This is a genomic window from Aquabacterium sp. J223 (assembly GCF_024666615.1).
Taxonomy (GTDB): domain Bacteria; phylum Pseudomonadota; class Gammaproteobacteria; order Burkholderiales; family Burkholderiaceae_C; genus J223.
This window is the reverse complement of the sequence record NZ_CP088297.1, coordinates 200,436-224,567: the sequence shown is the minus strand read 5'-3', so window position 1 is coordinate 224,567 and position 24,132 is coordinate 200,436. Positions and strand designations below refer to the sequence as shown.

The window sequence follows — 24,132 nt, the reverse complement described above, 5'->3', positions numbered from 1 at the left end:
CCGAAACGGTGCTGGGCGTGCTCACCCCCGGTGCCTAGACTGAGCCGCATGCAGGCCTTCGTGCACCGACTTTCCATGCGACACCCCGGCGACGTCTCGTCGCTGGACGCGCTGCTGGCGCAGGAGCGCCTGGCCGTGGCCGACATCGTCGCCGTCATCGGCAAGACCGAGGGCAACGGCGGCGTCAACGACTTCACCCGCGGCTACTTCACCCAGAGCCTGATGGCGCTGCTGGCCCGCCACGGCGGCGAGCCCGCCGAGGCGCTGCTGCGCCGCATCCCCTGCGTGCTGTCCGGCGGCTGCGAGGGCGTGCTCAGCCCGCACTACCTGGTGATCGGCCGACGGCGCGCGGCGGCGTCCAGCCGCGGCCCCGCGCTGGCCGTCGGCGTGGCCATGAGCGAGCCGGTGCCGCCGCAGGACGTGGGCCGCGCCGCGCACATCGCCAGCGTGGCGCAGACCGTGCGCCGGGCGATGGCCGACGCCGCGCTCGAGCGGCCCGACCAGGTGCACCTGGTGCAGCTGAAGGTGCCCGCGCTGACGATGGCCACGTTGAACCCGCTGCGTGCGGCCGGCCTCGCGCCGGTGAGCGACGACCCGAACAAGGCGATGGCGCTGTCGCGCGTGGCCGGTGCCTTCGGCGTGGCCCTGGCGCTGGGCGAAACCACGCTGGACGCCGAGGCGCTGGCCGACGCCGCCCTGCGCGACTTCGGCTGCTTCAGCCACCGCGCCAGCGTGTCCTCCGGCGTCGAGGTGGCCTGCAACGAGGTGATCGTGCTGGGCATGAGCCAGGCCTGGCAGGGCCCGCTGCGCATCGCCCACCGCGCCATGGCCGACGCGCTCGACGCGCCGGCGGTGCACGACGTGCTCGACGAACTCGGCCTGCTCAAGGGCCGGCTGCAACCCGCCGCCGAGGACGCGGCGCGCGTCGCCGGCGTGCTGGTCAAGTGCGAGCCCGACCGCCGCGGCCACGTGCGCGGCCAGCGCCACACCATGCTCGACGACACCGACATCAACGCCCAGCGCCACATCCGCGGGGCGGTGGGCGGGCTGGTCGCCGGCCTGCTCGGCGACGGCCGCGTCTTCGTCTCCGGCGGGGCCGAGCACCAGGGCCCCGACGGCGGCGGGCTGATCGCCGTCATCGCGGCCGCGGAGGCGCTGGCATGACGCTCAAGGTGGGCATCGTCGGCTGCGGCGTCGCCGGCAGCATCCTCGGCGCGCTGCTGGCCCATCGGCGCGACGTGCAGCTCGTCTGCTACGAGCGCGCCCAGCCCGGCGAACACGCCGAGGCCGGCACCGGCCTCAACGTCGGGCCCAACGCGATGAAGGCGCTGGCGCAGCTGTCCCCGTCGCTGGAGGCGGCGGTGCGCGAAGCGAGCTGGCGCTGGTCGCGCTGGCAGGTGCAGCAGGTCGACGGCACCCCCGTGTTCGACTTCCCCCTGTCCGAGCTGGCGGACCGGCCCGGCATCCGCATCCGCTGGTCCGAGCTGTACCGCGTGCTGCGGGCGCCGCTGGCCGGCATCGCCCGCTTCGGCCACGCGGTGCGGGCCTGCGGCGTCGACCCGGAACGGCCGGACCGGCTGTTCATCGAGTCGCGCACGCCGCAGGACGCGGTCGAACGCGAGGACGGCATCGACCTGCTGGTCGCCGGCGACGGCCGCTACAGCGCGCTGCGGCCGCAGTTCGCCGGCGCCTGGACCGCGCGCCATGTGGGCGTGACCATCTACCGCCTGCTGGTGCCCGACACCGCGGGCGGCCTGATCGACGACTACGGCTGGTGGTTCAACGGCGCGAAGCGGCTGCTGGCCTTCCGCGTGCCGCCGGGTCATGTCTACATCGCCGGTTCCTTCCCCATCGAGCCGGGCGCCGACGTCCCCGCCGACCAGCGCACGCCCGAGGCCCTGCGTGGCCACTACCAGCCGGCGCAGGGCGAGCCCTGTGCCGCGGTGCGCTGGATGGTCGACCAGCTGGCCACCCACCACGAGCAGATCCACTGGGCCCGGCTGCAGGAAACGCCGCTGGCCTTCCGCGATCCCTCGGGCCAGGTGCTGTTCCTCGGCGACGCGGCGCACGGCATGGTGCCCACGCTGGGCCAGGGCGCGACGCAGGCCGTGGAGGACGCCTGCGTGGCCGCCCACCTCATCCGCCAGGCGCTCGACGCGCACGACGGCCGACCCTTCACCGCCGCCGACGTGGCCGACCTCACCCGCCGCATCGAGGCCGCGCGCGCGCCGCGGGTGCAGTGGGTGATGGACTTCTCGCTGCAGTGCACCGCCGCCATGCTGGCCGGTGCCGACGGCCCGGCCGAGATGCGGCGGCTGCGCGAGCCGGCGTCCCGCGACGGCTTCCGCCGCCTGTGGACCGACGTGCGGCTCGACCCCGCCTGATGGACCGGAACTTGCGGAAGCCCCACCCATGAACGCTGTCGTGCAAGGCCTCTTCCATGCCGCGGTGAAGACCGCGGACCTCGCGGCCACCCGCGTCTTCTACTGCCAGGTGCTCGGCCTGCACGAGATCCACCGCCCCGACTTCGGCTACCCCGGCGCTTGGCTGGCCTGCCCGGTGCCGGGCGGCCAGGCCATCGTGCACGTCTATGCCGGCGGCCCGGCGCTGGGCCCGTCGGGCACCGTCGATCAGGGCAGCGCCGCCATCGACCACCTGTCGCTGGCCTGCAGCGGCTTCCACGCCTTCCGCCAGCGCTTCGCCGACCACGGCCTGCCCTGGCGCGAGTTCCTGGTGCCCGGCACCACGCTGTGGCAGCTCTTCGTCTACGACCCCAGCGGCGTGCAGCTGGAGCTCACCTTCGAAGGCCGCGCCGAGGCCGGCCCGCCGCCCGACATGTCGCCCGGCCGCGCCTACGTCGCCGGCCAGTCCTTCTTCGATCCCCGCCCCTACCTCGCCCTGCAAGGAACCGCCACATGAGCCGTCACCCGTCCCGCCGCCTGGCCCGTCGCCTGGTGGTCGCCGCCGCCCTCGTCCTGCCGCTGGCCGCCCCGTTGTCCGCCTGGGCCATGGACAAGGTGAAGATCGGCGTCTTCCCGTCCAGCTCGGCGCTGCCTTACTACGTCGCGCTGGAGCGCGGCTACTTCAAGGACGCCGGCATCGAGCCCGAGGCCGTGGTCTTCAACGCCCACCCGCTGACCGTGCAGGCGCTGGTGGCCGGCGACATCGACGGCGCCTCCAACCTGGTCACGCTGGAGGGCGCCAACATCAACCAGCGCCGCGCCGGCACGCTGGCCTACATCTCGCTGAACGGCCAGAACGCGCAGTACATCACCGAGCAGTTCGTGGTGAAGGCCGGCAGCACCGCCAAGACGCTGACCGACCTGAAGGGCGCCAAGATCCTGTCGGCGCCGGGGCCGGCCAACCTGGGCGCGGCCAAGGCGGTGCTCAAGGCCGTGGGCCTGGAAGAGGGCCGCGACTACACCATCCAGGAGCAGCAGATGGGCGTGCACCTGGGCGCGCTGCAGGCCGGCACCTTCGACGCCGGCTACACGCTGGAGCCGGTGGCGTCCACCATGGTCAAGCAGGGCGTGGCGCGGCGGCTGGAGGCCGGCGTCATCGCCACCCACCTGCTCGGCCGCAAGGACGCGCTGGCCTACGCCGCCGGCGGCGCGCTGTCCGGCAAGTTCATCGCCGAGAAGCCCGAGGTGGCGGCGCGCTTCGCCACCGCCTGGGCGCGGGCGGTGAAGGACGTCGGCAGCGACCCCAAGGTGCGCGAGCTGCTGCCCAAGTACATGAACACCGCCGCCGACCTGGCGCCCACCGTGCCGCTGGCCAAGTTCGCCATGGTCAAGGACCTGGGCGGGCAGGACGTGGCCGACTTCCAGAAGTTCATCGACATCGGCGTCGGCCAGGGCGTGGTGCGCGGCAGCGTCGACGCCAAGGCGCTGCTGAAGAGCTACTGAGACCAGGCCGCCACGATGTCCGCCGTCCTGCAATTGCGCCCCGACCCGGCGCCCGCCGCCGCCCCCGCGCCGGCCCCGCGCCGCGCCACCAAGTTCGCGCCCGGCACCCACATCACCATCGAGGGCCTGCGCAAGAGCTTCGCCGGCGCGCCGGTGTACGACGGCTTCGACCTCGGCCTGCCGCGCGGCGAACTGGTCTCGGTCTTCGGCCCCAACGGCTGCGGCAAGTCCACGCTCATCAACATGATGGCCGGCATCCTGCCGCACGAGGGCGGGCAGATCCTCTTCGACGGCAAGGAGGTGAAGGACACCCGCATCGGCTACGTCTTCCAGAACTACCGCGAGGCGCTGTTCCCCTGGAAGCGGGCGCTGGACAACATCCTCTACCCGCTGAAGTTCCTGCCCGGCCTGACCCGCGCCGAGGGGCTGCGGCGGGTGGAGGCGCTGGTCGAGGCTTTCGACGTGCAAGTCGACCTCAAGCGCTATCCGTACGAGCTGTCCGGCGGCCAGCAGCAGCTGGTGTCCATCATGCGGGCGCTGGTGGTGGAGCCCGAGGTGCTGTTCATGGACGAGCCCTTCTCGGCGCTCGACTACGAGCTGACGCTGCTGATGCGCGAGCGGCTGCAGAAGGTGCTGCACGAGCGGCGGGTCACCACGCTGCTGGTGTCGCACGACCTGGAGGAGGCCATCTACCTGGCCGACAAGGTGCTCCTGCTGACGCGCCGGCCCACCACCATCGCCGACTTCGTCGACGTGCGGCTGCCGCGCCCGCGGCGCGCCGAGATGCTGACGGAGCCCGACTTCATCGCGCTGAAGAAGCACTGCCTGGCGGTGTTCCAGGCCTGCACCGGAAGGAGCCTGGCGTGACGACCACCACCACCACCGCCCGACCCCTGATCCCGCCGCGGCTGCAGTCGGTGCTCACGCCGCTGGCCGGCGTGGCCATCCTCATCGGCCTGTGGGCCTTCGCCCATGCCATCAAGCTGGTCGACCCGCTGCTGCTGCCCAGCCCGCTGGAGATGTTCTCCGCGCTGTGGCAGGGCCTGACCGGCAAGGGCGCGCTGGCGTTCGACACCTGGGTGACGCTCAAGCGCACGCTGCTGTCCTTCGCCATCGCCACCGCCATCGCGGTGCCGCTGGGCATCGCCCTCGGCGCCAGCGACCGCATCTACCGCGCCATCGAGTTCGTCATCGACTTCTTCCGCTCGACGCCGGCGTCGGTGGTGTTCCCGCTGTTCCTGGTGCTGTTCGGCACCGGCGAGAAGACCAAGATCGCGGTGGCCGCCTTCGGCGCCGCACTGGTCATCCTGTTCAACGTCGCCTACGGCGTGATGAACGCGCGCAAGCAGCGCCTGCTGGCCGCCAAGGTGATGGGCGCCTCGCCGCTGCAGGTGATGGCCGACGTGACGGTGTGGGAGTCGCTGCCACAGACCTTCGTCGGCATCCGCTCCGGCGTGTCGCTGGCGCTGGTCATCGTGATCGTCGCCGAGATGTTCATCGGCTCCACCGACGGCCTGGGCCACCGCGTGGTCAACGCGCAGATGGTGTTCGAGATGCCGGAGATGTACGCCGCCATCTTCACGGCCGGCCTGCTGGGCTATGCGATGAACCTGCTGTTCATCGTGCTGGAGCGGCGGTTCGTGCATTGGAGCGGGCGGTGACCGCGGCGTGGGGGGCGCCTGCGTCGGCGCCGAAGCGGGCCGGCTGAGGCGGTCGCCGGGACCGGGCGGGCGGCCCGGAGCCGCCGTCTGCGGGGTTGCCGCCGGGTCATCAAGCCGGGCGATTCAGTGCCGATAACCGGGGACTGAATCTCCCCGACCGTGCCGTCGGGTCCCCCTGACACGCCGGCCGGGCAGCGCCGGTCCAATGAGACGCTCCTGGCATGACCCCCCAACCTTCCCTCCGTTGCCGCCGCCGACGTGACCCGCCAGGCCGGGCTGCTGGCCGCGCTGGACGCCGCACAGGCCGTGGTCGAATTCGACCTCGACGGCCACGTCGTGCGCGCCAACGACCTGTTCCTGCGCCGCATGGGCTACCAGGCCGACGAGGTCGTCGGGCGCCACCACCGGATGTTCTGCCTGCCCGAGTTCGCGCAGGGCGACGCCTATCGGGCGATGTGGCAGCGGCTGCGCGCCGGAGAGGGAGACGCCGGCGTCTACCAGCGGCTGGACAAGCACGGCAAGACGGTGTGGCTGCGGGCGACGTACAACCCCATCCTGGACGTCGAGGGCCGGCCGGCGGGCGTGGTGAAGCTCGCCACCGACATCACCGACGTGCGCCGCCAGCAGCTCGACTTCGCCGGCAAGATGGCGGCCATCGACCGCGTGATGGCGGTCATCGAGTTCGACCTCGAGGGCCGCGTGCTCCGCGCCAACGACAACTTCCTCGCCGCCTTGGGCTACCCGCACGACGAGGTGGTGGGCCGGCACCACCGCATCTTCTGCGAACCGGCCTACGCCCGGTCGACGGAATACCAGCAGTTCTGGCAGCGGCTGGCCCGCGGCGAGTCGGACAACGGCCGCTACCGGCGCATCGCGAAGGACGGCCGCGACGTGTGGATCCAGGCCTCGTACAACCCGGTGCTGGACGTCGACGGCAAGCCGCTGAAGATCGTCAAGTTCGCCACCGACATCACCGCCGAGATGACCGGCGCGGCCGAGACGCAGGGCAAGCTCGACGCGCTGGGTCGATCGCAGGCGGTGATCGCCTTCGACCTGCAGGGCAACGTGCTCGAGGCCAACGCCAACTTCCTGCGCACCATGGGCTACACGCCGGCGGAGGTGGCGGGCCGGCACCACTCCATGTTCTGCGAGCCGGAGCTCATCACCTCGCAGACCTACCGCGACTTCTGGGCCGACCTGGGTGAGGGTCAGTTCAAATCGGGCCGCTTCCGCCGCCTCGGCAAGCACGGCGCCGAGGTGTGGATCCAGGCCACCTACAACCCCATCCTGGACGTCGACGGCCGCCCCTACAAGGTGGTCAAGTTCGCCATGGACATCACCGAGCAGGTGCGGCGCGAGCGCCTGGTCGCGAAGAAGGTGGAGGACAGCTCCCGGCTGCTGCAGGACATGACGTCCGCCATCGCGTCCGTCACCGGCAGCACCCGACGCACCAGCGAATTGGCCGAGCAGATGCAGCGCGCCGCCGGCGACGGCAGCGAGCTGCTGCAGCGCTCGCACGAATCCATCCTCGGCCTTCGCCAGTCGTCCGCCGACGTCGGCGACATCGTGGAGACCATCGGCGAGATCGCCAGCCAGACCCACCTGCTGGCCTTCAACGCTGCCATCGAGGCGGCCCGCGCCGGCGAGCACGGGCTGGGCTTCTCGGTGGTGGCCGACGAGGTGCGCAAGCTGGCCGAGAAGTCGGCCCAGGCGGCGCGGGAGATCGGCAAGATCATTCACCAGAACATCAGCCGGGTGGCTGAAGGCGCTCAGCTGTCCGAGCAGGTCGACGCGGCCTTCCGCCGCATCCTTGAGCAGGTCGAGCACAGCGGCCGGGCCATCGGCGAGATCCACCAGGCGATGACTCAGCAGTCCAGCGCCACGCAGGACGTGTCGGCGCTGCTGCGGGAACTGCAGCGGGACGCCGTGCAGCACGCATGAGCGCCGCGCCCGACACGGCGCGCCGGGCGGCTCCCGCACGCTGCGCCCGAGTGCGCATCGGCCGCCATGAGGTGGCCGTGCCTGCCGAGCACGTGGTGCAGGCGGTGTCGCTGACCCGGCCGCCGACGCCGCTGCCACGGCGGGGCGGTGCCATCGCCGGGGCGTGCGACACCCCTTGGGGGCCGATCGCCGTCATCGACCTCAACCGTTGGCTGGGCATGGGCGACGACGCGGCGGCACCCGCGCAGCTGGTGCTGCTGCTGGTCGCCGGGCAGCGCCGCATCGGCGTGCTGGCCTCATCGCTGCAGGGCGTGCTGCCGGTGGCGCGGCAGGTGCGCGTGCACCGCGACGACGATGCCGAGGAGCTGTTCCAGTCGGCGGTGCAATGGGTCGGCAATGCCGGCCTGGCGGCGCTGCTGGAAGTGCAGCGCCTGTTCGACCTCGCGGCCGTTTGGGGCGAGGACGCCGGGCCGCCGCCGCGGACGGTCCCGGCGACCGCACCGATGCAGCCGCATGCGATCGTGCGGTCGGGCGGCCGACGGTGGGCGCTGCCGGCGGCCTGCGTGTCGGCGGTGGAGCCGGCGGTGCCGCTCGAATTTCGCCTGAACGACGGCTCGGGGGTGCGCGGCATCGGCAGCTGGCGCGGTCGCAAGCTGCCGATGGTCGACCTCTGCGCGCTGGCAGGCGGCCCGTCGGGCCCCGAGGCCGCCCCGCTGATGGCCATCCTCACCGACGGCGAGCGCCAGGTCGCCGCCGGCGTGGACGAGGTGCTGCAGGTCGCCCGGCTGCCGGTCCCTGCCGACGGTCCGGACGAGCCTGGTGCGGTCTTCGCCCCCAGCCTGGGGCCCGACGGTGTCGAGCTCCAGCGGGTCGCGGTCGACCGCCTGCTGCGCTCGCTGCCGGAGGCCGAGATCAGCCGCGCCCCCTTCGTGTCCGTTGCAGGCCCGCGAACCGCGGCCGCAGCAGCGCCGCGGGCCGGCGGGCGCGGGCACGGGGCCTACCTGCTGTTCGACAACGGCGGCGCGTGCGCCGCCCCCACAGGCCCCGTGCAGAAGGTGCTGCCGTTGGCGCCCGACCTGGCACGGCGACTGGCCGACGGTGAAGCCGTGTCGGTCGTCGTCGGCGACGGCCTGGTCCCGCTGCGTCGGTTGCCGGCGCTGTCCGGGGGCGACGCCGTCGCCGACGGTCGCGTTGGTGGTCCGGCTGCCCGGCGGCGCAGGCCTGGCGGCGCTCGCCGTCCAGCGGCTGGTCGGTTGGGTGCAAGGGCCGGCGGTGCAGGCCGGCGAGATGCGCATGGCCGCGCTCGGCAAGGTCGGCACCCTCATCGCATCACGCGGCGGCACGCTCGGCAGCCACGTGCTCGTCGAACTGGACGACGTGGCGCTGCTGCTGAGCTGAGCGGTTCGGGGGCGGCTGCCGCTGCCCTTCGTCAAGGCGCGCCGCCGTCTTCGCCGCCGGGCGATGACGACGGGGGTTCACCCGTCGGCCGGGCCGGCCCGCGCTGGGTGTTGAAGTAGGCCGCCTCACGGGCGAACCAGGCCTGCAGGGCGGCCGCGGCGGGCGTGGGCGGCACGTCGCCACGGCGCAGCAGGCACACGCTGTAGGCCGGCAGCCAGTCCTCGATCGGCACGATGGCGAGCCGCTCGCGCAGCAGGCCGGTGTGCATCACGGTGGACGGGATCATGGCCAGGCACTCGCTGCCGGCGACGACGGCGGCGGTGTCGAGCAGGCCGTCCGTGTGCAGCTCCACGTTCGGGGGCGGCAGGCCCGCGCGCTCGAAGGCGTCGAAGATGCCGGCGCCCGGCTGGCCGCGTGGCGCCCCGACGACGAAGCGCGCGCCGGCCAGCCCCTTCAGCCGGGTCGCGGCCGCCAGCGGGTGACCGCGCCGCGCCACCACCACCATCTCGCTGTCGATCAGCGTCTGCGCCTCGAACGCGGCGTCCATCGCCTCCGGCGGCACTGGGGCAGATGGCGAAGTCGAGCTGCCGGTCGCGCAGCAGCGGGGCCAGCGTGCGGTACAGCCCGCCGTGGCTGCGCAGCTCGACCTCGGGGTACTCCGCGCGGAAGCGCTGGATCGCCCCCGGGGCCAGCAGCAGCGAGGGCGCCGCCGAGATGCCGAAGGTGACCCGGCCGAGCCGTTCGCCCAGCCACTGCGCGATGGACTCCTGCGCGTGGCGCGCCTCGGCGCACAGGCGCCGTGCATGCGACAGGAAGCGCACACCGGCCTCGTTCAGCCGCACCCCGCCGGAGTGGCGCTCGAACAGGGCGGTGCCCAGCGAGGTCTCGAGCCGGCGCAGCGAGCGCGTCAGCGCCGGCTGCGTCTGGCCGGTGGCGCGCGCGGCCGCGTGGACGCTGCCGTGCTGCGCCACCGAGAGGAAGTCCAGCACCTGCTGCAGGGTCATCACCAATGCCGTCGTGTCATCGACCGGCGGATTTTGATATTGGCCGCCGCACCACCCGTCGATCTACAGTGGTCTCGATGACCTCCGCCCGCCGCCCCAACATCGTCTTCATCGTCGCCGACGACCTCGGTTATGCCGATCTCGGTTGTTACGGTGGGCGAGCGGCGGCGTTCGGCGCCGTCTCGCCGGTGCTGGACGCCATGGCCGCCCGCGGCATCCGCTTCACGCAGGGTTACGCCAATTCGCCCGTGTGCTCGCCGACGCGCTTCGCGCTGATGACCGGCCGCTACCAGTACCGCCTGCGCGGCGGCGCCGACGAGCCCCTGAGCGCCCGCACCCGCGGCAGCGCCGTGCTGGGCCTGCCGCCGTCGCACCCCACGATGCCGTCGCTGCTGCGGGACGCCGGCTACCGGACCGCGCTGATCGGCAAGTGGCACCTCGGCTACCCGCCGCACTTCGGGCCGCTGCGTTCGGGCTACCAGGACTTCTGGGGCCTGATGTCCGGCGGTGTCGACTACTTCACCCACCGCACCACCGACGGCAGCCCGGACCTGTGGGACGGCGAGCGTGAAGTGCAGGAGGCGGGGTACATGACCGACCTCATCTCGGACCACGCCGTCGCGTGGATCCGCGAGAGGGCCGAAGCGCCGGCCTCGCCCTTCTTCCTGAGCCTGCACTACACCGCGCCGCACTGGCCCTGGGAGACCCGCGACGACGAGGACCTGGCCGCCTCGCTCGCGCCCAACCTGTTCCACCTGCACGGCGGCAACGTGAAGACCTACGCCCGCATGATCCACCACATGGACGAGGGCATCGGCCGCGTGCTGCAGGCATTGGACGACGGCGGGGTGCTCGACGACACCCTCGTCGTCTTCACCAGCGACAACGGTGGCGAGCGCTTCTCCGACAACTGGCCGCTGGTGGGCGGGAAGATGGACCTCACCGAGGGGGGCATCCGGGTGCCCTGGATCGCGCAGTGGCCGCGCACCATCGCGCCGGGCCGTGTCAGCGCGCAGCACTGCATGACCATGGACTGGACGGCCACCGTGCTCGACGTGGCCGGCGTGGCGCCCGCCGTGGACCACCCGCTCGACGGCGTGTCGCTGCGGCCGGTGCTGACGGGAGAGGGCGCCGAGTTCCGCCGTCCGCTGCACTGGCGCATGAAGCACCGCGGCCAGCGGGCCCTGCGCGACGGCCCCTGGAAGTACCTGCGGGTGGACGACATCGACTACCTGTTCAACGTCGAGCTCGACGAGCGCGAGCGGGCCAACCTGGCGTCGCGCGAGCCCGAGCGGCTGCAGGCCATGCGCCAGGCCTGGTGCGACTGGCAGGACCGCCTGCCGGCCATTCCCGGGGACGCGACGGTGAGCACCGGCTATTCGGTGCGCGACATGCCCAGCCGCTGACACCCGACACCCAGGCCCACCGCAATGCCCATGACCACCCTTCCTTCTCCGTCCCTTCGCCGTGGCGCCGTGGCGCTGGCCGGCGCCGTCCTCCTGCTCGGGCCCGTCGCCTCGGCGCGCGCCCAGGCGCCCTCGGACTGGCCGAACCGGCCGGTGCGCCTCGTCGTGCCGCTGCCGCCGGGCGGGCCGAGCGACATCGTGCTGCGCGGCGCGCTGGAGAAGATGCAGCCGGTGCTGCGGCAGCCGCTGGTGCTGGAGAACAAGCCGGGCGCCAACGGCAACCTGGGGTCGGCCGAGGTGGCGCGCGCGGCGCCCGACGGCCACACCTGGCTGTGGACCACCGACACCACGGTGACGGTCAACCCGTTCGTCTACCGCACCATGGCCTTCAAGGTCGACGACCTGGTGCCGGTGATCCGCGCCAGCACCCTGAGCCAGATCCTGGTGTGCCACCCGGCCCTCGGGCTGCGCACGCTGGCCGACTTCGTGCAGCGCGCCAAGGCCGGCAAGGCCAGCTACGCCTCGGGCGGCTCGGGCTCGCCGGGCCACCTGACCACCGAGCTGTTCAGCAGCGCCGCCGGCATCGAGATGTCCCACGTGCCCTACAAGGGACCGGCGCCGGCGATGCAGGACGTGATGGGGGGCCAGGTGGACTGCGGCTTCCTGGCCGGCTCGACGGTGCTGCCGCAGGTGCGCGCCGGCAAGCTGACCGCGCTGGCGGTGTCGGGGGCGAAGCGCTCGGCCCTGCTGCCCGAGGTGCCGACCATCGCCGAATCGGGCTACCCCGGCTTCGAGGCCTCGTTCTCGCTGGTGCTCTTCGCCCCCCGCGGCACGCCGCAGCCCACCGTCGACCAGATGCAGGCGGCCATGGCCGACGCGCTGCGCAAGCCCGACCTGGTCGAGAAGCTGCGCGCCAACGACCTGGAGGTCATCGCCGCCACGCAGGCGCAGACCGCCGCGCGCCTGGACGCCGATGCGAAGAAGTGGGGCGCGCTGGTGAAGAAGATCGGCCTGCGCCAGGACTGACGCGACAGCGCACGGCCGAAGCCGCATCGTGGGTGACTCAGTGGTGCCCAGTCCACCCCCGTGGCGCCGTGAGGGCCAGGAGCCGGACTACCGGTTCTCGCTGGCCAACGAACGCACCTTCCTCGCCTGGATCCGCACCGCGCTGGCGCTGGTGGCCGGCGCCGTCGTGCTCGAGCAACTGGCCGTCCACCTGACGCCCCGCCCGGTGCTGGTCGGTCTGTCCGCCTCGTTGGCACTGCTGGCCGCCCTGCTGTGCGGCCTGGCGTACCGGCGCTGGCGGGCCAACGAGATCGCCATGCGCCACGGCCAACCGCTGCCGCACGACCGGGTCGGGCTGCTGCTGTCCGTCAGCACGGTCATCGGCGCCACGGTGATCGCGGTGCTGCTGCTCGGGCGGTGGTGACGCCGGCGCCCGCAGATGCCGGGCTGCAGCCCGAACGCACCGCGCTGGCGTGGCGCCGCACGGCGCTGCTGATGGCCGTGAACGCGATGGTCGCGCTGCGGACGGGTCTCGCCTCAGGCGATGGCCGATCCGTCGCAGCGGCCACTGCGTTGGGTGCGGTGGCGCTGCTCCTGGCGTTGGCCGGAAGCCTGCGCCAACGCCGGTTGGCCCAGGCGCCGGCGGCGGTGTCGCATCGGCTGCTGCTGTGGGTGGTCGGCGCGACGTGGCTGGCGGGCGCGGTCGCGCTCCTGCAGATCTGCCGGGCGGGCGGGTAGCGCTGCCGCCGGCACGCCCTTGGGCCGAGCTGGCCGACGGTGGCAGGGCTCAGCGGCGCGCACCCCGCCAACGCCGACCACCGAGCACCGCGGCCAGCCCCGCCAGGCTGAGCAGCGCCGTGCTCGGCTCGGGGACCGGCAGGGCCGGCGCGAAGCCCAGCTGCAGCGCCGCCACGCGCTGCAGCGCCCAGCTGTCCTCCGCGCTGATGCCGAGTTCGGCCGCGGCCAGCTCGCCATAGCCGAACTGCGCCGGGTTCTCCCCCGTCAGCGTGCCGAAGAGCGTCAGCGCGCTGAGGTAGCTGCCGTACTTGCTGGGATGGAAGCCGTCGTCGAACCACAGGTCGATCTTGCCGTCGGTCAGCGCATCGGCGGCGTAGAAGTCGCGCGTCGCCAGGCCGTCCTTCACGGCGCGCATGAAGGCCTCGCCCACCGGCGCGATGCCGGTGATGTCGCCCGCCAAGGTGGCCGCCCCGGCGTAGGCCAGGCGCAGTTCCTCGGTCATCGACTCCAGGTCCGGGAAGAAGGTGGTCTTCGGTGTGGCCGTCCGCGTGACCACGCCGGTCACGTCGTCGGTGGTGGAGACGAAGGCGCCGGTCACCAGGTCGGGCCGGGCCCAGGTCTGGTAGAGGTAGACGTCGGTCGAGGCGCTGGCGTTCGGATTGACGGGCAGCCGAAAGGTGTCCGACAGGCCCGCGTCCGTGCCGCGCTGGGCATTGCAGGCCGTGCTGCTGGCACCGCTGACCGCCACGCAGTTGTTGGTCTTCTCCGTGTTGGTGGCGCCGGCGTAGTAGTCGCGCTCGCGGTAGGTGGCCACCGTTCCGTTCTGCACGTACTCGCTGATCTTGTCGACGTAGTTGTTGAAGCGCGCCGGGTTGGAATTCAGGCCAGGGCGGCGGGTCAGTGCCTCGTCGCTCTGCTCCTGCAGCACCACCTGGCTCCAGGTCTGCGACGCGAGGTTGCTGCGCAGGTCCCAGTTGGCCGGGTTGGTGTTCAGCATGTGGCCGCGCAGCGTGGCCGCGTTGCGCGTGGTCATGGCCACGTCGTAGTCCAGGCCGGCCTGGAACGTCAGGCGCTGGAAGATGCCCGGCACGCCGCCCCAGGGCCGCGGCTCGTAGACGTTGCTGCCGGTGGCGTTGGTGGCCAACATGCCTTCCGTCAGGTCGCGCACGTTCTGGTGGTTGTAGCTCATCACCGGGTCGGCGCGGCCGAAGGTGAAGCTGTTGCCGACGAAGAGCACCGAGGTGGGCGCGGCCTGGGCGGCGGCGGCGCCAAGCAGCAGGGCGGCGGCGGCCAGCGGGCGCGCAAAGGCAGGGCGGCTCGAGGGGGCGGTGTTCAAGAGATGTCTCCTGCGGAATGGGCGGTGCCGGCGTCCCTAGGCCGGTCCCTCTTTTTTCCATTAGCGCGCAGTGCACTCACTCGCTCCATACGCGGTCGTACTTACAGCCCCCCATGTGAGGAGGAGGCGCCGCTGCGGCAAGCACTCGGCCGATGAGACGTCCGCGACATGCACACCGACAGGACGCGCTTAGCCGCCTGGTGCTGCTGGCCATCTAGCTGCCCGACCAGGACGCCTTAGGCGGCCAACCCTGCGATCGGCTCGACGAGATGCGCCACCGCCCCGGCGAGGGCGTGTTGGTGTTGGGGTAGGAGCCGTAGCGGTTTGAGTGGGAGAAGGTGGAGCGACTACGGCTACCGCTTCTCGGTGCTGGGGCGCCGGCCGCCACCAAAGCCCATTGCTGACCATGGCCGCGGTGATCGGCGGCAACGTGCACGTCGACCTGGAAGACAGTCTGTACCTTGGCCGCGGGCAACTGGCCCGCTCTTGCGCCGAGCAGGTACGCAGGATCCGCCGCATCCTGGAGTAGCTGTCGCTGGACATCGCGATGCCCGACGAGGCGCGGGCCATGTTGCAACACAAGGGCCGCTAGGCGGTGGCCGCCAGACGCTGAAGCCGATCGAGGTCAAGTCAGTCGTTGCTGAGGTCCGCTACACCCTGGAGCGGTGAAGCGGCCACACGGGAAGTTTGACCGCCGTCGGCAGTACAGGCCCTATCTGCCGGCTGCTTTGGCTGCGGCTTCAACCCAAGCGCCAAGATTCGCCCTACCGTCATCCTTGTTCCAGTAGTAGTGTTTGTATCCGGGAACACGCAGCGAGCAACAGTTGGTCGTAATGCCCTGCAGATCGGCGATTTTGCTAATGTCGATGGTCAGAATGCCGTTGCCCCGGGCAATGCTCTGGTCAATCTCGTACTTCACCCATTTGCTTTTGTGCGTGTTGGCGCCTACTAGCACAACCGTCACTGTGGTGCCGTTTAGCTGATTGTCGATCCATGTTCGGATCGCTTGGTCACCTTCACGTTCGACCTTCTCGAAGTCAGCTTTGTCGATGAACCCCGATTTCATGACGCCGCCGATAACGTTGCTGTTGCGCACATTCATCGCGCGATGCACGTCGTCATACTTGAAGCTAAAGAAAACTTTGCGAACCATTTGCTTCCCTCATGCACCCCCGGGTGCTTATCTGTTTAACTGTTTGATGATGTCAGTAATGGTCTTCACCATATCCTGGGGTGGAGTCCTCCTATCAAGAAGCTTTTGGACCATGGGAGCCACCCACTTATACTCACCGTAGAATTCGTCTGGGTTGGCAGAGATTTCATTCCATAGCTCCTGCGCCATAAAGCCGGTAGCCGCAACTGGGATGGGCAACAAATGATGTTCCAGCGCAATCTCGAACTCCCGTCGAACGCCATTGGCGTTGATCACCTTGTCCCCCTCCCGCTTGTTCCCAAAGAAGAACAAGGCGATGCCTGCCAAGCTGATCATTCGCTGCCGATACTGCTCCCACAGGTCTTTTAGGTTGTCGCCATGCTGAGGGAACGGCCGAACGATCAATTGAGCCTCTGAGTATTTCTGTGGGTCACCGTAGATCGCCTCCAAGGCGCCGTTGATGACGGCGCTGCCTACTCCCCAACCAAAACCGTTGATCACTCGACAGTTGGCTCGGACGCAACTGGCCGCCACCGCATGAATGAAGTTCTGCGCATCTTGACGAGCCCAGTCGCCGTACTCCTCAGCGCTGCCCGAGAAGAACACCGTACGCTTTCGGTACAGGCCATCGATTCTCCTCAGAATGTGATTGATATCTGAGTAGTTGTCGATCAGCAGCGTCTGGATGCCGAAGCGCTTCAAATCTTCAATGCGTAGCTCCTGCTTGCGGATCTTGTACCTAAACAGTTCGTCGTCGTCGCCAACCTCCCGCTGTGCCTCGCGCATGAAGCAGTAGTGGGTGCGCCTTGTGGCCCCACCGTGCAATCGGCTCAGCACGTAGTCGAGGTTGGGGTCAGTAAAACTGAAACCGATGAAGAGGAACGTCTTGGACACCAAGTCACCGCTTAGCGCCGTGATGAAGGGCGCGTGAGTGACGTAGTACCTCTCGTACTGCTCCTTATACAGGATGGCGTTCTGGGCCATGTGGACGTCGCCATGCATCTTGTAGACGATGGCGTCTCGCTTGGGCTTGCTGAGGGTAAGCTGATCCACCTGCGACTTAACATCCGGCACTCTGTACGCACGTCGCAGGGCGTCTTCAATGAGGGTGTCGTAGTTCGTGGTCCAAAAACTATAGATCGGCAGCCGCGCGACAATGTCGTGCACCTCGGACGGTTCGGCCTGCTCTGAGAACTCTCTGAGAATCTTCTTGGCTAGACCGTCGGCAGTTCGCTTGTTGTTCACATGGAATTGCGCCAGAGAGATGAGGTCGTGCTCCTTGGCTACGTCCAGCCCAAGTTCATGTGCGATGTCGCGTAGCAGCTCAGGCCAGTCAACATAACCGCTGCTCTTAGACATGCCAGCGCCAGCGAAGATCGCCGCACTGCCATTGTGCAAGTCCTGGACGAAGTCCTTAATGAACCCATCGATGACGTGTTGGGGCGACATAGGCTCAGAAGTTTGTCAAAGATTGAGGGGACTGCGAACCCTTGTGGTACCAGTACAGCGCGTTTCCAGCCGCGGATTGGTCGATTCTGCGGTAGAGCTGGAGGTATTCATTGCCGTAGTAGTTGCCAGAGGCGTCCCTCGTCGCAACGATCGCAATTTGATCGTTACGCTTTACGCCGTCCGCATATCCGAGCTCCCACGGACACCAACGAGATCCCATCGAATCATTGGTAGCGAGAAAGAGAAACGTGTCTACTCCCTTTATCACCGTGCGGATGCGATCTGCGGTCGTGGCATCGGGAACATCAGGCATGTATGGGTCCAACCAGTCGATGTAGAGCGCCAACCCCTGTTCTTTGAGCCACTGCTGCAGACCGAATGCAAAGTCCCGGTCCTTGTGGCTGTGGCAAAGAAAGCCTGTCTTCTGGCCATAGCTTCGGCCTCGCTGATTCCTCAAAGAAACATTGCGCGCAGCAGCGCTTCTTAGATCGTACTGGGAGACTGTCATCTCTATATCCCTGACGCTCGGAATGCTCGGTTAGTGAAAAACAATATATCTGAAGTTGACCCGCAACTTCTCCCATTAGTCTAACCGTCAAGCGAGGTTCGCGCAGTCATCCGGATAGGTGAGGCTTCCGCCTCATTGCATGAGAGCGTTGAGTTGATGGCGCGTTGAATTGGCTCAGGCCGAATGCAGGGTCTTGGACCAACCGTGGAGGAGCGGCTGTCAGCGCTATAACAAGCGGATTGTTCGGTGACAAAATCATCGCGCCCCGTATGCCTCCAATAACTGAATTTCAGGTCGTCGACCGTTGCGATCTTCTCTATAGGCAGAATCCGGTGACTGCGGTCCGTCCGGATCGGTCACTGGGCGCACTTTTGACGCGATAAGGCTCTTGCCTCACAGCGACTCATACAATTCCCACGCCTCGCCCGTCGCATCAACGCGCCAGCGCGGCATCCGCTGGGGGTGTTGGCACGACCGAACGGCTCGTGCCGACTGAGACAGTCCCTTTGAACCTGATTGAGGTAATCCTCGCGCAGGGAAGCAGGCTCAAGGGGCACCACGCGCGGCCCTGAGCGCTCGCCGACCTGCCATCTGCTGGAAGCACATGGCACAACATCCCACCTTCTTCTCCCGCTCGGTCTTCCGCCGTTCGCTGCTGGCGCTGTCGCTGACCGCCTGCGCCGCGGCCTTCGCGCAGCCCGCTCCGTCGGCGCCCACCACCACCCCCCACCCCCAGCGGCCACATGCTGGCCGAGATCCAGGTCATCCCGCGGCCGGCCGGCACCGCCGCCGACCGCTACAAGCACGTCGACGCGGCCATCGCGGTGATCCAGGCGTCGGGCCTGAAGCACGAGGTGCATGGCCTGGGCACGGTGGTCGAGGGGCCGCCGGACAAGGTGTGGGCGCTGCTGCAGGCGGTGCACCAGGCGACGCTGGAGGCCGGCGCCGAGCGAACCTTGAGCGTCATCAAGGTGTCCAGCGGCGCGCAGGCCGGCGGACCGACGGTGGAGGACCTGGTGCGCAAGTTCCGCCGCTGACGACGCGCGCGGCGAGCCGCGCGCCGGCGCCGCCCGCTCAGTCCGGCGGCCCGGCCAGCGGCAGGTGGGCGGTGAAGCGGGTGCCGTCGGCGTCGTCGGACGTCACCGCCATGCGGCCGCCGTGGGCCTTGGCGATCTCGGCGCAGATGTACAGGCCCAGCCCCAGTCCCTCGCTCGGGTGGTTGGGCTGGCCGGCGCGCCAGTAGGGCTCGAAGAGCCGGCCCAGCTGGCCCGGCGGGATGACGTTGCCGCGGTTGTGCACGCTCAGGTCCAGCCAGCCGGCGTGCGAGCGGCCCTCCACCACCACCGGATGCTCCGCCGCGCCATGGGCCAGCGCGTTGCCCACCAGGTTGGACAGCAGCTGCTGCAGCCGCGAGACGTCGCAGCGCAACGGCGCGCCGATGTCCAGCCGCACCTCGATGGCCCGCCCTGGCGACGCGAGCTGCAGCTCGGTCACCACGTCGGCCAGCGCCTGCTCGGCGTTCGCCTCGGTCTGCAGGCGCAACTCGATGCCGGTGCCCATGCGGCCGCGGGCGAAGTCCATCACGTCGTCGATGAGCGACGACATGCGGCTCACGCTCTTGAGCAGCATGTCGCCCAGGCTGGCGGGGGTCGCGCACGTTGGGCCGCTGCAGCAGGGCGGCGATGGTCCTGACGGTGTTCAGCGGGTTGCGCAGGTCGTGGCCCAGCACGGCGATGAACTGCTCGCGCAGCTCGGCGGTGCTCAGCGCTTCGGCCAGCGCGTCGCCGGTGCGCAGGTGGCGCCGTTCGTCGTCCAGCTGCTGCCCGATCAGCCGCGCGCACAGCGTGAACAGCTCGAGCGTGCGGGCCTTCAGGCCGTGCGCCGGCTTGGGGTCGATCGCGCACAGGTTGCCGAAGTACTCGCCGTTGCCCAGCATGATGGGCACCGAGATGTAGCTCTGGAAGCCGTAGAGGCGCGGCGTGTGGTGGTCGTGGTAGACGGGGTCTTCCACCACGTGCTCGATCATCACCGGCGACAGGGCCACCCGCACCTCCCGGCACAGCGTCGTCTCCAGCGGCAGGTCGTCGCCGGCCTTGAGGCCGAAGCCGATGGCGTCGTGCACCGCGCAGGCGGTCCACCGCTGGTTCGACACCCGCGCCACCGCGGCGAAACCCATGCCCGTCACCTCGTTGATGACCTTGAGGATGGACGGCACGGCTTCGATGCGCGCCACCGCGGCCAGGTCGGCCGCGATGTCGACCGATTCGTCGGCCGTGATGCTGCCGGGGGGATCTGCGAGGGGGGACTGCACGGGCGGGGTTCCCTGGGACATCGGGGAGCGCCGATGGTGACACACCCCGCGCCGAAGCCCCGGGACTTGCCCGGGCCCGCGTGCGTTCCCTCTTCCGCGGGCGCGTGCGTCAGCCGGCGCGCGAGGCCACCTGCTGCCGCAGCCGCTCCTCCTGCTCGCGCAGCTCGGGCGTCAGCGCCTCGCCGAAGTCCTCGGCCGAGAAGATCTGGCGGACCTCGATCTCGGAGTCGGTGCGCATCGGGTTCGGGCACTTCCTGACCCATTCGATCGCCTCCTGCAGCGAGGCGCAGTTCCAGATCCAGAAGCCGGCGACCAGCTCCTTGGTCTCGGCGAACGGCCCGTCGATGACGCGCCGGTCCTTGCCCGAGAACGCGACCCGGGCGCCGCGCGAGCTGGGGTGCAGGCCCTCGCCCGCCTCCATGACGCCGGCCTTGACCAGCGCCTCGTTGAAGGCGCCCATCGCGGCGAACTCGGCCTCGGTGGGCATCACGCCCGCTTCGCTGTCCGGCGTCGCCTTCACCATCACCATGAACCTCGGCATCTGGGCCTCCTTGCGTCGGGTTGGAACGATCCGGGGCGGCCGTCCGCCCCGCTGTTGCACGACGCGCGAGAAGGGGTGCGATCGACAAGCGCCCCGGTCACGCCGTCGCAAACAGCCGGCGCGCGTGCTCGCCCAGGCCCTGGCTGACGCTGGCGAAGCGGTCGCCGTGCCGCGCCACGGCGCGCGGGAACGCCGCCGCCAGGCGCTGCGTCAGCGGGCCCAGGCCGGTGGAGCCGCCGGTGAAGTACAGCGCGTCGACCGCGTCCGGCGCCACGCCGGCGTCCTGCACCGTCGTGCGGGCGGCGGCGACGATGCGGTCCAGGTCGGCGGCGAGGGCCTGCAGCAGCCGCGGCTCGTCCAGCGCCACGTGCAGGCCGGGCTCGATGAGCGAAAGGTCGATGTCGGCGCGGCCGTGTTCGGCCACCGCGATCTTGGCCGCTTCGGCCCGGCCCAGCAGCGCATGGCCCAGGCGTTCGTCCAGCACGGCCATCAGCCGCCGGTGGTGCGCCGGCTCGGCGTAGAAGTCGCGCATGCGGCGCAGCTCGGCCAGCCGCTGCGGCGCGTACACCGTGTTGATCCGGTGCCAGGTCGACAGGTCGAAGTAGACGCGGCTGGGCACCTCGCGGCCCTCGGGGCTGCGGCCGCGGTGGCCCAGCAGCGGGTACACGCCCTCCAGCGCCACGCGGCGGTCGAAGTCGGTGCCGGCGGTGTGCACGCCGTGGTTGGCCAGGATGTCGTCCTGCCGCTCCAGCCGGTCGCGGCGCCCCGGGCCCACGCGCACCAGCGAGAAGTCCGAGGTGCCGCCGCCGATGTCGGCCACCAGCACGCGCTGCTCGGTGGTGGCGCCGCGCTCGAAGTCCAGCGCCGCGGCGATCGGTTCGTACTGGAAGTGCACCTCGCCGAAGCCCACCTCGCGGGCGGCGCGTTCCAGCGCCTGCTGCGCCGCGTGGTCGGCCGCCGGGTCGTCGTCGACGAAGAACACCGGCCGGCCCAGCACCACCCGCTGCAGCGGCCGGCCGGCCTGCGCTTCGGCCACCGCCTTGAGGTGGCGCAGGTAGCCCGCGACGACGTCGAGGAAGCGCACCGCCCGGCCGCCGCCGACGTCGGTGTGCTGCTCGGCCAGCGGCGAGCCGAGGATGCTCTTCATCGAGCGCATCAGCCGGCCGTCCAGCCCGTCCACATAGGCCGCCAGCGCGGCGCGGCCATAGAGCTGCCGCGGCGCCGCGTGCGGGCGCTCCTCGTCGGCCGCGTAGAACACGGCCGTGGGCATGGTGACGTGCTCGCCTTCCAGCGGCACCAGCCGCACGCCGGCCTCACCGTCCGCCGGCAGCGCGATGGCCGAGTTGGAGGTGCCGAAGTCGATGGCGCACCAGGGTGCGGATGCCGTCATGCGTCGCCGGGCGACGGCGGCCAGCGGTGCGCCCAGGGGTGCGCCGCCTCGTAGGCCGCGCCGATGGCACACAGCAGCGCGTCGTCGCCATGGCGGCCGACGAGCTGGAAGCCGATCGGCAGGCCGTCGGGCGCCGCGGGCGCGGGCAGCGCCAGCGCCGGCACGCCGGCCGCGTTGACGAAGGCGGTGAAGGCGGCGTGGCCGCGCGGGCCCGCGGGCCGGCCGTCGATCACCGGCGGGTAGACCTCGGTCGCCGGCCAGGGCATGGCGGCGGCGGTGGGCGTGAGCAGCAGGTCGAAGTCCTCGAACAGGCGCTGCACCGCTTCCTGCACGCGGCGCGCGGTGTTGAGCGCCTGCACCAGCGCGGTGGCGGGCAGGGCGGCGCCGGCCTCGGCCATCGCCCGTGCACCGGGCCCGACGAGGTCCAGCGCCCCGGGCCGGTCGTGCAGCAGCCAGGCCACGCCGCTCTGGCTAAGCACCGGCCACACGGCCTGGTTGATCACCGCCGGCAGGTCGAAGCGGTCCTGCGTGTGCACCTCGTGGCCCAGCGCGGCGAAGCGGCGCGCCACCTCGGCCACCGCGGTGTCGATCACCGGGTCCACCGGCCCGTCGGCCACCTGGCGCAGGTGCAGCACGCGCAGCCGCGGCGGCGCCGCGCGCGGCGCGTGCGGGGGGCAGGTGCAGGCTGGCGGCGTCGCGCCGGTCGGGGCCGGCCAGCACGTCGAGCATCGTGGCCACGTCGGCCACGGTGCGGCCGATCGGGCCCACGACCTCGAAGTGCAGCAGGATCTCGGGCAGCCCGCCGTGGCGCGGGATGCGGCCGGTGGTCGGCTTCAGGCCGACCAGGCCGCAGTGGCCGGCGGGGCGGCGGATGGAGCCGCCGCCGTCGGTGGCCAGCGCCAGCGGGCCGACGCCGCTGGCCACCGCGCACACCGCGCCGCCCGACGAGCCGCCCGGCGTCAGCGCCGGGTTCCACGGGTTGCGGGTGGTGCCGAACAGCCCGTTGTCGGTGTAGCCCTGCACGGTGAACTCGGGGACGTTGGTCTTGGCGAACAGCAGCGCGCCGGCCTGGCGCAGCCGCGCCACCGGCAGCTCGTCGTCCACCGGCACCTGCTGCTCGAACACGCGGCTGCCCCAGGTGGTGCGCAGGCCGCCGGTGACCAGGCTGTCCTTGACGCTGACGGGCACGCCGTCCAGCGCCGACCGCGGCGCGCCGGCCTGCCAGCGCTGGGTGCTGGCCTGCGCGGCCTGCAGCGCGCGCTCGGCGTCCAGCGTGGCCACCGGGTTCAGCGTCGGCTGCACCGCCTGCAGCCGCTGCAGCACGGCCTGCAGCGCGTCCGCCGGCGTGAAGCGGCCTTCGGCGTAGCCCTGCGTCAGGGCCTGCACGCCCAGGCGCCACAGCGGCGCGCTGGGGTCGGTGTGTTCAGAGCTCGTTGTCGTCGGCATGGGGTTCTACAGGTCCAGGTTGAGCGTCGCCACGTGGTCGCAAATGGCGCCGGGCGTGGTCATCCACACCCGGCCCTGGTCGCGCGCCGCGGCGATGTGCGAGAGCGCCCGACGCAGGTGCCGCAGCCGGTAGGGCTGGCCGACGATGTACGGGTGCAGCGCGATGCCCATCACCAGCGGCATGGCGCGCGCCTGCTCCAGCATCTCGTCGAACTGGTCGACGATCATCTGCGCGAAGTCCTTCGCGTCCATCTGCCGGGCCACGATCATCGGGATGTCGTTCAGCTCCTGCGGGTAGGGCACCGCCCACAGCGCGGTGCCGTCGCGGGTGGCCATGCGCACCGGCTGGTCGTCGTGGCACCAGTTGAGGGTGTAGCGGTAGCCCGTCTCGGCCAGCAGGTCGGGCGTGTGCCGGCTCTCCGAGATCCAGGGCGACAGCCAGCCCTGGGGCGCGACGCCGCTGTGCCGTTCCATTTCGCGCCGGCAGTGCAGCAGCAGTTCGCGCTCGGCCGCCTCGGGCAGCGTGCCCTGGCGCTCGGCGTTGCTGTGGCCATGGCCCACGAGCTCGTCGCCGCGGGCCACGCAGGCGGCCACCAGCTCGGGGCAGTGGTCGTAGAGGGCGGTGTTGATCAGCGCCGCGGCCGGCAGGCCGAGCTGGTCGAACAGTTCCAGGCAGCGCCAGGCGCCGACCCGGTTGCCGTACTCGCGCCAGGCGAAGTTCAGCACGTCGGGCTGCGGCGAGGCCGGGCCGATGTTGGCGCCCAGGCCCTCGCCGAAGGCGAAGTGCTCCAGGTTGAAGCCGAGGTACACCGCCAGCCGCGCGCCGTTGGGCCAGGCGTGGTCGGGTCGCTGGGTGATCGGCCGGTAGCCGAAGCGCCCGTGCGAGGGCAGGGGGCCGAGGTAGGCCGGTCGGGCGAAGTCGTCGTCCATGGGGTTTGCG

General features: G+C 70.7%; 24 protein-coding genes, 3 pseudogenes and 1 riboswitch. Of the genes and pseudogenes, 14 read left to right on the top strand and 13 right to left on the bottom strand.

What is annotated here, in order from left to right; genetic code table 11:
- Positions 1-48 precede the first annotated feature (48 nt).
- From atzD to LRS07_RS00990, 8 genes are all read left to right on the top strand, one after another.
- On the top strand, positions 49-1,164 hold the full coding sequence (gene atzD, locus LRS07_RS01025; RefSeq protein WP_260500191.1) for a cyanuric acid amidohydrolase: 1,116 nt from the start codon (positions 49-51) through the stop codon (positions 1,162-1,164).
- Positions 1,161-2,384 (top strand): FAD-dependent oxidoreductase, encoded by a 1,224-nt coding sequence (locus LRS07_RS01020; protein ID WP_260500190.1) that lies wholly within the window; start codon positions 1,161-1,163, stop codon positions 2,382-2,384. The genes atzD and LRS07_RS01020 overlap by 4 nt, the downstream gene beginning before the upstream one ends.
- 28 nt (positions 2,385-2,412) lie before the next feature.
- Positions 2,413-2,919: a VOC family protein gene (locus tag LRS07_RS01015; RefSeq protein WP_260500189.1), complete on the top strand. Its 507-nt coding sequence runs from the start codon at positions 2,413-2,415 to the stop codon at positions 2,917-2,919.
- The gene (locus LRS07_RS01010; RefSeq protein WP_260500188.1) at positions 2,916-3,905 is read left to right on the top strand and encodes an ABC transporter substrate-binding protein; all 990 of its coding nucleotides are present in this window, start codon (positions 2,916-2,918) and stop codon (positions 3,903-3,905) included. Before LRS07_RS01015 ends, LRS07_RS01010 begins: the two co-directional genes overlap by 4 nt.
- Before the next feature lie 15 nt (positions 3,906-3,920).
- Positions 3,921-4,772 (top strand): ABC transporter ATP-binding protein, encoded by an 852-nt coding sequence (locus LRS07_RS01005; protein WP_260500187.1) that lies wholly within the window; start codon positions 3,921-3,923, stop codon positions 4,770-4,772.
- A complete protein-coding gene (locus LRS07_RS01000) occupies positions 4,769-5,566 on the top strand; it encodes an ABC transporter permease (RefSeq protein ID WP_260500186.1) in 798 nt (265 codons plus the stop codon). Before LRS07_RS01005 ends, LRS07_RS01000 begins: the two co-directional genes overlap by 4 nt.
- Positions 5,567-5,824: 258 nt before the next feature.
- The gene (locus LRS07_RS00995) at positions 5,825-7,507 is read left to right on the top strand and encodes a methyl-accepting chemotaxis protein (protein WP_260500185.1); all 1,683 of its coding nucleotides are present in this window, start codon (positions 5,825-5,827) and stop codon (positions 7,505-7,507) included.
- A complete protein-coding gene (locus tag LRS07_RS00990) occupies positions 7,504-9,024 on the top strand; it encodes a chemotaxis protein CheW (protein WP_260500184.1) in 1,521 nt (506 codons plus the stop codon). Before LRS07_RS00995 ends, LRS07_RS00990 begins: the two co-directional genes overlap by 4 nt.
- On the opposite strand, the gene LRS07_RS00985 is transcribed toward LRS07_RS00990, so the two are convergent.
- Positions 8,937-9,452: a LysR substrate-binding domain-containing protein gene (locus tag LRS07_RS00985; RefSeq protein WP_260500183.1), complete on the bottom strand. Its 516-nt coding sequence runs from the start codon at positions 9,450-9,452 to the stop codon at positions 8,937-8,939. The genes LRS07_RS00990 and LRS07_RS00985 overlap by 88 nt on opposite strands.
- A gap of 79 nt (positions 9,453-9,531) precedes the next feature.
- A pseudogene (locus LRS07_RS22140) lies at positions 9,532-9,909 on the bottom strand (LysR family transcriptional regulator); the annotation flags it as partial.
- 77 nt (positions 9,910-9,986) lie between these two features.
- Between LRS07_RS22140 and LRS07_RS00975 the strand changes: the two are divergent.
- The 4 genes from LRS07_RS00975 to LRS07_RS00960 are packed head-to-tail and all read left to right on the top strand — an operon-like array spanning position 9,987 to position 13,058.
- Positions 9,987-11,315: a sulfatase family protein gene (locus tag LRS07_RS00975; RefSeq protein WP_260500181.1), complete on the top strand. Its 1,329-nt coding sequence runs from the start codon at positions 9,987-9,989 to the stop codon at positions 11,313-11,315.
- Between the two features lie 24 nt (positions 11,316-11,339).
- Positions 11,340-12,341: a Bug family tripartite tricarboxylate transporter substrate binding protein gene (locus LRS07_RS00970; RefSeq protein WP_260500180.1), complete on the top strand. Its 1,002-nt coding sequence runs from the start codon at positions 11,340-11,342 to the stop codon at positions 12,339-12,341.
- Between the two features lie 43 nt (positions 12,342-12,384).
- Positions 12,385-12,744 carry a YidH family protein gene (locus LRS07_RS00965; protein WP_260500179.1) on the top strand — a complete coding sequence of 120 codons (360 nt, stop codon included), beginning with the start codon at positions 12,385-12,387 and terminating at the stop codon, positions 12,742-12,744.
- A complete protein-coding gene (locus tag LRS07_RS00960) occupies positions 12,741-13,058 on the top strand; it encodes a DUF202 domain-containing protein (RefSeq protein WP_260500178.1) in 318 nt (105 codons plus the stop codon). Before LRS07_RS00965 ends, LRS07_RS00960 begins: the two co-directional genes overlap by 4 nt.
- 49 nt (positions 13,059-13,107) lie before the next feature.
- On the opposite strand, the gene LRS07_RS00955 is transcribed toward LRS07_RS00960, so the two are convergent.
- Complete coding sequence (locus tag LRS07_RS00955; protein ID WP_260500177.1) at positions 13,108-14,394, bottom strand: PEP-CTERM sorting domain-containing protein; 1,287 nt, start codon at positions 14,392-14,394, stop codon at positions 13,108-13,110.
- A 354-nt stretch (positions 14,395-14,748) separates the two neighbouring features.
- Between LRS07_RS00955 and LRS07_RS00950 the strand changes: the two are divergent.
- A pseudogene (locus LRS07_RS00950) lies at positions 14,749-14,986 on the top strand (3-keto-5-aminohexanoate cleavage protein); the annotation flags it as partial.
- 120 nt (positions 14,987-15,106) lie between these two features.
- On the opposite strand, the gene LRS07_RS00945 reads toward LRS07_RS00950, so the two are convergent.
- The 3 genes from LRS07_RS00945 to LRS07_RS00935 are packed head-to-tail and all read right to left on the bottom strand — an operon-like array spanning position 15,107 to position 17,504.
- A complete protein-coding gene (locus LRS07_RS00945) occupies positions 15,107-15,547 on the bottom strand; it encodes a TIR domain-containing protein (RefSeq protein ID WP_260500176.1) in 441 nt (146 codons plus the stop codon).
- Between the two features lie 27 nt (positions 15,548-15,574).
- Positions 15,575-16,996, bottom strand: a complete 1,422-nt coding sequence (locus LRS07_RS00940; protein ID WP_260500175.1) for an SIR2 family protein — start codon at positions 16,994-16,996, stop codon at positions 15,575-15,577.
- A 4-nt stretch (positions 16,997-17,000) separates the two neighbouring features.
- The gene (locus LRS07_RS00935) at positions 17,001-17,504 is read right to left on the bottom strand and encodes a toll/interleukin-1 receptor domain-containing protein (RefSeq protein ID WP_260500174.1); all 504 of its coding nucleotides are present in this window, start codon (positions 17,502-17,504) and stop codon (positions 17,001-17,003) included.
- Positions 17,505-17,952: 448 nt separating this feature from the next.
- Positions 17,953-18,060, top strand: a riboswitch (TPP riboswitch).
- 187 nt (positions 18,061-18,247) lie between these two features.
- On the opposite strand from LRS07_RS00935, the gene LRS07_RS00930 reads away from it, so the two are divergent.
- Positions 18,248-18,541 carry a thiamine-binding protein gene (locus tag LRS07_RS00930; protein WP_260500173.1) on the top strand — a complete coding sequence of 98 codons (294 nt, stop codon included), beginning with the start codon at positions 18,248-18,250 and terminating at the stop codon, positions 18,539-18,541.
- A 37-nt stretch (positions 18,542-18,578) separates the two neighbouring features.
- Here the strand turns inward: LRS07_RS00930 and LRS07_RS00925 are convergent, their stop codons facing one another.
- The 7 genes and pseudogenes from LRS07_RS00925 to LRS07_RS00895 all read right to left on the bottom strand — a co-directional run bounded on the left by LRS07_RS00925 (position 18,579) and on the right by LRS07_RS00895 (position 24,122).
- The gene (locus LRS07_RS00925; protein WP_260500172.1) at positions 18,579-19,133 is read right to left on the bottom strand and encodes a sensor histidine kinase; all 555 of its coding nucleotides are present in this window, start codon (positions 19,131-19,133) and stop codon (positions 18,579-18,581) included.
- A 67-nt stretch (positions 19,134-19,200) separates the two neighbouring features.
- A pseudogene (locus LRS07_RS22135) lies at positions 19,201-19,680 on the bottom strand (GAF domain-containing protein); the annotation flags it as partial.
- 244 nt (positions 19,681-19,924) lie between these two features.
- Positions 19,925-20,356, bottom strand: a complete 432-nt coding sequence (locus LRS07_RS00915; protein ID WP_260500171.1) for a YciI family protein — start codon at positions 20,354-20,356, stop codon at positions 19,925-19,927.
- Positions 20,357-20,453: 97 nt separating this feature from the next.
- Entirely contained in the window at positions 20,454-21,746 is a 1,293-nt protein-coding gene (locus LRS07_RS00910; RefSeq protein ID WP_260500170.1) for an Hsp70 family protein, read from the bottom strand.
- Complete coding sequence (locus tag LRS07_RS00905) at positions 21,743-22,336, bottom strand: amidase family protein (protein WP_260501997.1); 594 nt, start codon at positions 22,334-22,336, stop codon at positions 21,743-21,745. Before LRS07_RS00905 ends, LRS07_RS00910 begins: the two co-directional genes overlap by 4 nt.
- Positions 22,218-23,192 carry an amidase gene (locus LRS07_RS00900; RefSeq protein ID WP_260500169.1) on the bottom strand — a complete coding sequence of 325 codons (975 nt, stop codon included), beginning with the start codon at positions 23,190-23,192 and terminating at the stop codon, positions 22,218-22,220. The genes LRS07_RS00905 and LRS07_RS00900 overlap by 119 nt, the downstream gene beginning before the upstream one ends.
- A 6-nt stretch (positions 23,193-23,198) precedes the next feature.
- Complete coding sequence (locus tag LRS07_RS00895) at positions 23,199-24,122, bottom strand: polysaccharide deacetylase family protein (protein ID WP_260500168.1); 924 nt, start codon at positions 24,120-24,122, stop codon at positions 23,199-23,201.
- Positions 24,123-24,132 lie beyond the last annotated feature (10 nt).

Coding starts and splice junctions, on each gene's coding strand:
- atzD (WP_260500191.1), top strand. CDS start 49: ATGCAGGCCTTCGTGCACCGACTTTCCATGCGACACCCCGGCGACGTC.
- LRS07_RS01020 (WP_260500190.1), top strand. CDS start 1,161: ATGACGCTCAAGGTGGGCATCGTCGGCTGCGGCGTCGCCGGCAGCATC.
- LRS07_RS01015 (WP_260500189.1), top strand. CDS start 2,413: ATGAACGCTGTCGTGCAAGGCCTCTTCCATGCCGCGGTGAAGACCGCG.
- LRS07_RS01010 (WP_260500188.1), top strand. CDS start 2,916: ATGAGCCGTCACCCGTCCCGCCGCCTGGCCCGTCGCCTGGTGGTCGCC.
- LRS07_RS01005 (WP_260500187.1), top strand. CDS start 3,921: ATGTCCGCCGTCCTGCAATTGCGCCCCGACCCGGCGCCCGCCGCCGCC.
- LRS07_RS00990 (WP_260500184.1), top strand. CDS start 7,504: ATGAGCGCCGCGCCCGACACGGCGCGCCGGGCGGCTCCCGCACGCTGC.
- LRS07_RS00985 (WP_260500183.1), bottom strand. CDS start 9,452: ATGGACGCCGCGTTCGAGGCGCAGACGCTGATCGACAGCGAGATGGTG.
- LRS07_RS00975 (WP_260500181.1), top strand. CDS start 9,987: ATGACCTCCGCCCGCCGCCCCAACATCGTCTTCATCGTCGCCGACGAC.
- LRS07_RS00970 (WP_260500180.1), top strand. CDS start 11,340: ATGCCCATGACCACCCTTCCTTCTCCGTCCCTTCGCCGTGGCGCCGTG.
- LRS07_RS00945 (WP_260500176.1), bottom strand. CDS start 15,547: ATGGTTCGCAAAGTTTTCTTTAGCTTCAAGTATGACGACGTGCATCGC.
- LRS07_RS00940 (WP_260500175.1), bottom strand. CDS start 16,996: ATGTCGCCCCAACACGTCATCGATGGGTTCATTAAGGACTTCGTCCAG.
- LRS07_RS00935 (WP_260500174.1), bottom strand. CDS start 17,504: ATGACAGTCTCCCAGTACGATCTAAGAAGCGCTGCTGCGCGCAATGTT.
- LRS07_RS00930 (WP_260500173.1), top strand. CDS start 18,248: ATGCTGGCCGAGATCCAGGTCATCCCGCGGCCGGCCGGCACCGCCGCC.
- LRS07_RS00925 (WP_260500172.1), bottom strand. CDS start 19,133: ATGCTGCTCAAGAGCGTGAGCCGCATGTCGTCGCTCATCGACGACGTG.
- LRS07_RS00915 (WP_260500171.1), bottom strand. CDS start 20,356: ATGCCGAGGTTCATGGTGATGGTGAAGGCGACGCCGGACAGCGAAGCG.
- LRS07_RS00910 (WP_260500170.1), bottom strand. CDS start 21,746: ATGACGGCATCCGCACCCTGGTGCGCCATCGACTTCGGCACCTCCAAC.
- LRS07_RS00900 (WP_260500169.1), bottom strand. CDS start 23,192: ATGCCGACGACAACGAGCTCTGAACACACCGACCCCAGCGCGCCGCTG.
- LRS07_RS00895 (WP_260500168.1), bottom strand. CDS start 24,122: ATGGACGACGACTTCGCCCGACCGGCCTACCTCGGCCCCCTGCCCTCG.